This window comes from Methylibium rhizosphaerae (assembly GCF_006386545.1).
Classification (GTDB): Bacteria; Pseudomonadota; Gammaproteobacteria; order Burkholderiales; family Burkholderiaceae_C; genus Pseudorivibacter; species Pseudorivibacter rhizosphaerae.
In genome coordinates, this window is sequence record NZ_SWAR01000146.1 from 1 (window position 1) to 1048 (window position 1048).

Sequence of the window (1048 nt, forward strand, 5' to 3'; positions counted from 1 at the left end):
CTAGGTGTGAAGAGTCAAGAGGTTCTTTCGCGATCTCTTGATTCGGGACATGGGAGGCAAGCAGCCGATGCCGTGGTGAGGACGGTGCCAGTTGTAGAAGTGATTCCAAGCTGGCAGGGCGGCACGGCGGACTTCGGACGTCGCGTAGGCGCGGCCGTAGGCCCATTCGCGAAGCGCTGACTGGATGAAGCGCTCGGCCTTGCCGTTGGTCTGCGGGCGGTAGGCCCGCGTGAACTTCTGCTTGATGCCGAGTTCGGTGCACGCGCTGCCAAACGCCAACGAGTGGAAGGCCGGGCCGTTGTCGGTCAGCACGCGCCGCACCGGCACGCCGAGCTTGGCGAAGTACGCCACCGCCTCTCGCAAGAAGCTCTCAGCGCTGTCCTTGCGCTCGTCGGGCCGCATGGCGGTGAAGGCCACCCTGGCGTGGTCATCGACAGCGACGAACAAGTACTCGTATCCCAAGCCTCGCGTGCGCTTGGCTTGGTTTCCGGTGATGCGGTGGCCCACGTCAGAGAAGCGACCCAGCTTCTTGATGTCGATGTGCAGCAGATCGCCAGGTGCATCGCGCTCGTAGCGTTGCACGGCCTCGACCGGAGCCAGGTCGCTGAACCGGGACAACCCAGCTCGGCACAAGACCCGGCTGACGGTGGCCTTGGAGACGCCCAGGTAAGTGGCGATCAGAGACTGCGTGAACAGCTTGCGTCGCAGCTCGACGATGGCCAGTGCGACGTTGGGCCGGATGGCGCGAGGCGACTTTGCAGGGCGCGAAGACTTGTCGGCCAACGCGGCAACGCCATCGGTCAAGAAGCGCGCCAGCCACTTGCGGGCCGTGACCGCGCTGACGCCGTGTGCAAATGCCGCCTCCGAGGCCGACAAACCACGTTTGGTGATGTCCTCGACCATCTCCAGTCGCCTCACGAACGTCAATCGGGCATTCTTATGGCTGTTCATCCGGACTCCGGCTTTGTTTAGACAGGGGGTTTGGCGATTCCCAGTCTCTCAAAACCACTCCGGGTGAACACCCGCAACAACCTATTGAAGCTTCACA

The 1048-nt window shown here is 63.0% G+C and carries 1 protein-coding gene; it reads right to left on the bottom strand.

Annotated features, from left to right (window positions below; genetic code table 11):
* The gene (locus tag E8D38_RS27845) at positions 1–951 is read right to left on the bottom strand and encodes an IS481 family transposase (RefSeq protein WP_140637561.1); all 951 of its coding nucleotides are present in this window, start codon (positions 949–951) and stop codon (positions 1–3) included.
* Between the last annotated feature and the right edge of the window lie 97 nt (positions 952–1048).

Coding starts and splice junctions, on each gene's coding strand:
- E8D38_RS27845 (WP_140637561.1), bottom strand. CDS start 951: ATGAACAGCCATAAGAATGCCCGATTGACGTTCGTGAGGCGACTGGAG.